This window comes from Lamprobacter sp. (assembly GCF_034860625.1).
In the GTDB taxonomy this organism is placed as follows: domain Bacteria; phylum Pseudomonadota; class Gammaproteobacteria; order Chromatiales; family Chromatiaceae; genus Lamprobacter.
This window is the reverse complement of sequence record NZ_JAYESN010000170.1, coordinates 1-7,185: the sequence shown is the minus strand read 5'-3', so window position 1 is coordinate 7,185 and position 7,185 is coordinate 1. Positions and strand designations below refer to the sequence as shown.

The 7,185-nt window shown below is 54.7% G+C and carries 6 protein-coding genes; 3 read left to right on the top strand and 3 right to left on the bottom strand.

Annotation, left to right across the window (positions count from 1 at the left end):
- A partial coding sequence (gene iscB / locus VBE63_RS22840; RefSeq protein WP_323685316.1) for an RNA-guided endonuclease IscB occupies positions 1-797 on the bottom strand: 797 nt, incomplete at its 3' end.
- Positions 798-1,064: 267 nt separating this feature from the next.
- Positions 1,065-1,541, bottom strand: a complete 477-nt coding sequence (locus VBE63_RS22835) for a hypothetical protein (RefSeq protein WP_323685315.1) — start codon at positions 1,539-1,541, stop codon at positions 1,065-1,067.
- Between the two features lie 354 nt (positions 1,542-1,895).
- Between VBE63_RS22835 and mobC the strand changes: the two genes are divergently transcribed.
- The 3 genes from mobC (at position 1,896) to VBE63_RS22820 (ending at position 6,180) form a co-directional block, all read left to right on the top strand.
- Complete coding sequence (gene mobC / locus VBE63_RS22830) at positions 1,896-2,228, top strand: plasmid mobilization relaxosome protein MobC (RefSeq protein WP_323685314.1); 333 nt, start codon at positions 1,896-1,898, stop codon at positions 2,226-2,228.
- Positions 2,229-2,244: 16 nt separating this feature from the next.
- On the top strand, positions 2,245-3,204 hold the full coding sequence (locus VBE63_RS22825; RefSeq protein WP_323685313.1) for a relaxase/mobilization nuclease domain-containing protein: 960 nt from the start codon (positions 2,245-2,247) through the stop codon (positions 3,202-3,204).
- A 1,785-nt stretch (positions 3,205-4,989) separates the two neighbouring features.
- Positions 4,990-6,180, top strand: a complete 1,191-nt coding sequence (locus VBE63_RS22820; protein ID WP_323685312.1) for an integron integrase — start codon at positions 4,990-4,992, stop codon at positions 6,178-6,180.
- Here the strand turns inward: VBE63_RS22820 and VBE63_RS22815 are convergent.
- The coding region (locus tag VBE63_RS22815) for an ATP-binding protein (protein WP_323685311.1) at positions 6,177-7,185 on the bottom strand (1,009 nt) is incomplete at its 5' end. The genes VBE63_RS22820 and VBE63_RS22815 overlap by 4 nt on opposite strands.

Here is a 7,185-nt window from a genome sequence, read left to right as displayed (position 1 = left end):
AGCGGGGCCTTGGCCTGGGCTAGAAGGCGCTTGAGCACTGCGGGCTTGCGCTTGAGGAACACTTCGACGGGCTGGTTGCCCTTGCGCTCATTGCAGGGCCGGCAAGCCAGCGTCAGGTTACTCGGCCGGTTCGACCCGCCCCGCGAGCGCGGCACGATGTGTTCGATCTCCAGCGGCACCTCGGTCGCGCCACAGTAGGCGCAGGTGCGATGACATTTCTCGAGTAGGTATTCCCGCAGCTCGTAGCCGGCGAGCGTGCCCTGCTGGTATTCCACGCCGGACATCTCCGGGTTCTGCATGAGCTGGGTGTCGAAGCGGACCGTCTCGATGGCGGCTGATGTGACCGGCGCGCGGACCTGGAGCTTGGCAATGAGGCCCTGGACGTTCTCGACCCGCGAGCGCAGAGACGGCGGCAGCCAGCCCTCGGGCCGGGTTCTGTTGAGGAACCGCGGCGCCCGATAGCGGGTATGGCGCGCACGCCGCCCCCGGCGGAAGCTGCGCCGATCGGCCAGCGCTGAGCGGATCGCCTGACCCCGGTGGAGGAGATTCGCGGCCCAGATCACCTCGCGCCCGCGCTCGAACAAGGCCACCAGGCTCAGGCCGGTGGTCTTACTGCCGGGATCGATCTTGACCCCGATCGACTGAGTCTCTCCCGCTGCGCGGTCCTTCAGAATGATGGTGAACGGGGCAAAGCGGTAGACCGCCGCGCGCCCGGCCTTGAGCAGCTTGCGTGCCCGCGCCGGCGCACAGGGCATCAGCGGCTGTTTGGTGTTCGTGAGTACAAAGACTCGGTTCATAAAGTCCTCATGGCGCTTACGCGCCGCCTGGCCCGAAGGCCGTTAGGGTCTCCTCGCCCGGTTATCCGATGGTTTTTGCCAGCAGCACTGCCGTGTGCCACGCCGTGCTGTTTAACTGCTGGCCGCAGGGTCCGGAGCTGGAGAAGCACCCCGGAGTGCCTATTACACCGCTCGAGGGCGGATTCATCGGTAACGTCTGCTCCTAAAGGAGCGGGCTGGTTGAGTCTCATGGCCGATCGCGTCCATCAGGACGATGAAAGCGATCGGTCACGGCGGCAACTCAACATCGGGTTTCTTCTTGGTTACAAAGGTCACCTTCGGGCGCTCCGTCGGGTCCCACTCGAAGGTCTTTGGTCTTGGTGGGATCGCGAGCGGATTGCGCTTCTTGTCCTGCGAGCCCTCGCCAACGTCCTGAGCAGATCGATCCGTCGCCTCTGCTGACGAATCAGCCCGGGTTCTTTTTTTCCTACCGCCTTCCGCGTCTTGATCCCGCTTCAGCCGCGCCCGATGCAGCGTGCTGCGGAACGTCGTCATCGGCATCTCAATGCCACACTCGCGCAAGGTCTCCAAGACTTGCACATAGCTCGCCCCGGCCTCCAAGGCCCGTTCGATCTTCGGCAGTAAGCGGCGGATCTGTGTCGCCAACGGCGGTGTCGCGAGCTTGGTTGCCAACCGATCCAACGCCGCCTCTGCTGCCTCAAGCGAGGTGGTCTCTTCGGGTGGAACCGCGTTGTTGTCGGGCATTGGGGCCTCTCTGTCGACAAACTGTCGCTAGAGCGTAGAAAAAAGAGATTAAGAAGAAGACTAAACGCAAAAAAAGAGGATGACAAGACAAACTTAAAGTAAGAAAATGCAAACTAAATGTAGAAAAATAAGAGACAATTCAAAATTTATAGACTATTTTAGTTGCAAAAACAAAACGCTAAGAAGCTTATCGAAACTCGAGAGGGTGGGGAATGAAGGCAGGATAGGCAAAGTGTCTGACACCTTGCCGCAAGCACCCACCCCGCACCCCGTTCTCGAACACTCTGCAACCGTCTCAAACCGAACGACCAGTCCGACCACGACGCTCAGACCTGCGCCACCCCAGGAGTCCCCATGGCCAGCCCCAGAATCTGCCTCCGCATTCCAGAGCGACTCCGCCGACTCATCAACGCCCGTCGCGGCAGCACCACCCTGTCGTCATGGCTACGCGATGCGGCAAGCCACCGCGTCACGACCGAGAGCGGACTTGGCCGTGAGCTAATCACCTCGCTCGCTGAGTACAACAAGCAGGTGCGCGGGCTTGGGATCAACCTCAACCAGCTTGCCCACGCCGCCAACGAGGGCCGGCCCGTCGCGGTGAACCGCTCACTGCTCGTCAACATCCAGGGTCTGCTTCGCGAGACCCGCACCCTGCTGGTTGAGATTAAGCAGAAATTGCCGGAGTGATCAGGCAGGGCAGGGGATGAGCAGCAGCGCCAACAGCGTCTTTGACGACGCTTGGTTTGTGCTTGCACGTACGGGGCGCGCTCGAGCCCCTGGTGCTCCCCCTGATCGTTTGGCGCCGTCGAGTCTGCGCAGCGCGCTCCTCAATGCGGTTCGACGCAAGCCCCAGGTCATGGTCAAGATCACCAGCTTCGCGCGTTCCAAGGAGGGTCTCGCCGCTCATCTGGACTACATCTCGCGGAATGGCGAGAACGAAGTCTTTGACCCGAGTGGCGATGCCTTCGACACCATCGGCAGCCAACTCGGTCTTGCGGCCCGTGACGCCCTCCAGCACTACGGGCGCGAACTGGCGACGGGGCCGATCGAGGGGGAGAGCACAGGCAAGAAGAAGACGGGCCGACCGCGCCAGCGCGTCAGCATGAACCTGATGCTCTCCATGCCCGCCGGCACCAACACCGGCGCCTTCGAGCTGGCGGTCCGAGACTTCTTGAGCGACCAGTTCCAGGCCCACGATCGACTGTTCACCTTCCACGACGATCGCGACCACTACCACGCCCATGTGGTCATCGGGCTGCAGGGCACGGACGGGCGCTGGCTGAACCCGCGCAAGCACGACCTCTTGGCCTGGCGTGAGGGGTTCGCCTCAAGCCTCGAGCGCCACGGCATCCCAGCCGAGGCTCTGCCTGCCTATAGCCGCGGCAAAGGCAAGGACGGTTATCGCCGCGATCTCCACGAGCTAAGCCGTCGTGGTACCCGCGAAGGCCCCAGTCCCTCACCGAGCTACGAGGCCGAGACTGAAGCACGCGCGATCCGTCGTCGCGCCGAGGCTTGGACCCGCATCGCCGATCACTATGCAGCCCATCAGGATCACGAGGCGGCGAATGCGATTCGCGATTACGTCGCCGATCATTACGACGTTCGACCCGCATTGAATCCTAAGCCGAGTACTCGAGCCAAATCTCAAAACCGCGAGCGCTGATCGACTGCTCTAATCAAGGTAGAGGATGTTCTAGAAACCGTGTCTTTGGCGATTGTAACCAATCATCCTAAGGGGCGATGAAAGCGATCCCAATTTCAACGACTGATAGGCATCAAAATGACGCAGGATGTGCTGTTGGTCTGTAAAACCGTTATCACGCGCCATTTTTTAAATCGAGACGGCGACGCTGGACAAACGTCAGACAGTGCTCCGGTGATCTCGCGCGCCAAAACCATCAATCAGTCGCTTAGCGAAACCTGGACAAGGATCGTTCGCCAATAATCCGCCCAACTGCGCCTTGAGGCTTTCTGCTTGCTGGCGATTCTTTCGTTTCTCGACTTTACACAATGGGCGTTATGCGCACTCGCTACGGCGACTAAACCTGGACAACGGTTGTCTCTGTCTCTCAGAGAAAAAGAAATTGCCTGAAATAGCCGCCTACTGATTATTGATCAGTTTTTATTATTACATTTTAATGCCTAGAAGAAGGCTGTTTTTGGGTATTAAATTAAGTGGGTCTGATTTCAGCAATCTACCTCAATAGGCATTCCAAACGACTAGATCAGGGATCCAATGACAAAGTCTTTACCAGATGGTCTTTCGGGAAATGCGCCGCACTACCAATTATGGTGAAGTGTAGTGCTAAGAGTGTGTTGAAATCATCAATATTTCATCTAACTTAAAAACGCATATTGCCGATTTTTAAAAGTGACTACGAGCAATTAAAAAAACCCCGTTTGATCAAAACTCATCGCACAACATCCTGCTCGCTAGCAAGGCAAACCCGAAGGGCGCTGATGAGCTGAGCGTGCATGAGCGACGTATTTTTATATCCGAGAGCGGACAGGAACGAAAGCCTGTAGAACTGGCGCTGACAGCAAATCGGCCATGACCTGTGTTGAGTCATCCCGAGCTGAAAAGGAAAGGCGGATCGTGAGTTCTTTCAGGCCAGACTCCGACACCTGGGGAGCCACATCCCTTTTAGGGCGTGGAGGATGCCAAGTCTCTATCGCGATTTCCTGTTCATCGCTTCGGCAATGTGAAATAGCGCAGACTCTCTGTCAGTAAAAACCAACTCATGACAATATCCTCGCGTAGGCAATGCCAGGCTCCCATGAGGTCGTACAGACTAGCTTTCTCATAACTGGAAGATTAAGTGGACGATTAATTTTGGAAATCACATTTATTGGTTGCCGATAAAGAGAAAAAAATTCTGCTTATCACGAAAGGGGAGGGGGCTTTTTGTGCGTAACAAGAAGCGATGAAATTAGAAAATGATTATGATTGTAAGGCTTTAAAATAGATTAAAAAATAGCTCGCGAGATCCGTCAGGGTTATATCTTAGATAAAAAAATAATCTTTGTAAAAAATGTTATCAATGATTGTTGCTGTTATTTTTTAAATATTTTATTTTTTAATATTTTATTTTTGAAAATTAAAATTTCTATATTAATTAAATATATTTTTTAACTTGATAACTCTGTCGCATTGTTTTTTAAAAAACGATAAAATTTTTGTGACCTGTGTTGCGTTTTTAGTAAAAAAGTTTAGAATTTTTGCAGTCTAGCATCAAATATCTTCCCTGGTATGCCCTCAAACAACGACCAAAAGACCCTCCAGTCAGGGCAAAGTGAACATAAAAAAAACAGATATCTCAATATCCTAAAGAGTGTTGGGATACCTGAGAAAGATCATCCAAGGTATGTCTCTGAAGTCGAGACGTTCTTGCGTGTCTTGAGACCTTCCAGGCTTCAAGACTTGCCCACTAAGGATGTGGAGGCTTACTTGGAGGAACTGTGTACGCGCACAGATCTCTCCGACGAGCAGGTTCGCTTGTCGATCGGGGCGTTGCGTTTGTTGCTTCTGCAACTCACTCCGACGCCTGCTGGTCGTGAAATCGAGTGGGCTGCTTGGTTAGAGAGGCGCCACTCTGCAATCCCTGAGCAAACCGAAGACATTGCCAATCTTCGAGAGCGTGAGATGGTGATGGGGTCACCTCGTATCGCCAAAGCAACACTCACGTTTCCTGTCCTCAAAGACCTCTCTGAGGCAATCCAAGAAAGACACTATTCAATACGGACTGAACAAGCCTATTTAGACTGGTGTCATCGCTTCCTTGTGTTCTGTGACAAACGTGAAACAGAAGAGATTGAAGAACATGATCTCGAGCGATTTATAGAACATCTGGAAGTTGAGTGTGGTTTGGCACCTAAGACGCGCAGTGCGGCTTATAATGCAATTGCATTCTTTTTCCAGAACGTTCTGGATAAGCCTATCGAGAAGTTGAGCGCGAAAAAACCAAGGGCATCGTCAAAAGTTCCGATGGTGTTATCGCGGAACGAGGTGCGAGCGTTATTGAAGGAAATGACAGGTGTGCCGGGATTAATGGCGCGGCTACTTTATGGGACCGGCATGCAATTAATGGAATGTGTGCGTTTACGCTTGATTGATGTGGATCTGGAGAAAAAGCAGATTACTGTTCGCAACAGAAAAGGTGAGAAGGACCGAGAAATACCGCTGCCAGAACGACTTTGCGACCCCCTCAATGCACAAGTTGAAGGGGTGGCAAGGCAGCACCAGGAGGATCGGGCGAGCGGTATTGGTGCTGTGACGCTACCTGTCGCCATTGCAAAAGAATGGCCAGATGCTGCTTACGAATTAGGTTGGCAGTATCTCTTCCCGAGTGGACGTCTCTCACGAGATGCGTTCTCCGGACATGTCGGACGAACGCATCTCCATCCTGCGACATTGCAAAGAACACTCAGGGTTGCAGGTGAGAGTGCTGGGATTGATACGCGGATTAGTGCCCAGGCGCTCCGGCATGCATTTGCTTCACATGTTTTGGAAAGCGGTACGGATATCCGCTTGCTGCAGGCCTTACTAGGACATAACGATGTTGCAACGACAATGCGCTATACGCGGATCATGAACGGGCAAAAGAATATGCCTGTGAGTAGTCCTTTAGATACGATCTAAGAAGACTGGAGGCTTTTCAGCTCTTGTGCCAGTTCACGCAGTCCGACAGCTTCAGTCCGCTCTGCTTTCGGGTAGCGCTCGCTGCCTCCATATAAGATGAATGCCTTGCTGGGTTGGATGTCTTCGAGCGCAATAGAAAAGCCTTTTTCGCTCCTGGGAACGCTGCCGCTTTTGATCTCGATGGCCCAGGTGCCGTGTTGCGCGCCCAACTCCAGAACAAGATCGATCTCGGCACCGCGCGCAGTACGGTAGAAGCTCGGGCGTGTGCGCCACGGGGCGACTGCCAGAAGACTCTCGATCACCATCCCCTCCCAGCTCGCGCCGACGACAGGGTGGCCGAGTAGATCATCTAGCGTTTCGATGTTTAGAAGGGCGTGCACCAAGCCGCTGTCGCGCACATAAATCTTTGGAGATTTGACGAGGCGCTTACCGACATTGGCATGGAAGGGCGGCAGACGTCGAATGAGAAGAAGGTCGGTTAGCAAGCCGAGATAGTTTGCGACCGATTGGCCGGACAGGCTGAGATTTCTGCCCAGCTGCGATGCGTTTAGCAAACCACCCTGGTTGTGCGCCAACATGGTCCAAAGCCGCTCGAGTGTCTCCACTGGAAGACGCGGTCCGAACATCGGGACATCGCGCTCGAGGTAGGTGCGGATAAAATTCTGACGCCAGCGCAGACTGTCCTCGTCGTTCTCCGCTAAGTAGCTACGCGGGAAGCCACCGCGCACCCACAGACGCCGGATCGCCTCCTGCTCCTCCTCAAGTTCGAGTGCGTTGAAGGGGCCGAGGTCGACATACTCGATGCGTCCGGCCAAGGTCTCAGACTGACGCATGAGGTCCATGCTGGCAGACCCCAAAAGCAGGAAGCGCCCTCGCCCTCTTCCGTCTCTTCGTCCTTGATCGATGATCCCGCGCAGCGAGGAAAACAGCTCGGGTAGCCTGTGGATCTCATCGAGGACAACGAGCTCGTCACGATGGAGATTCAAGAATGTCACGGGATCAGAC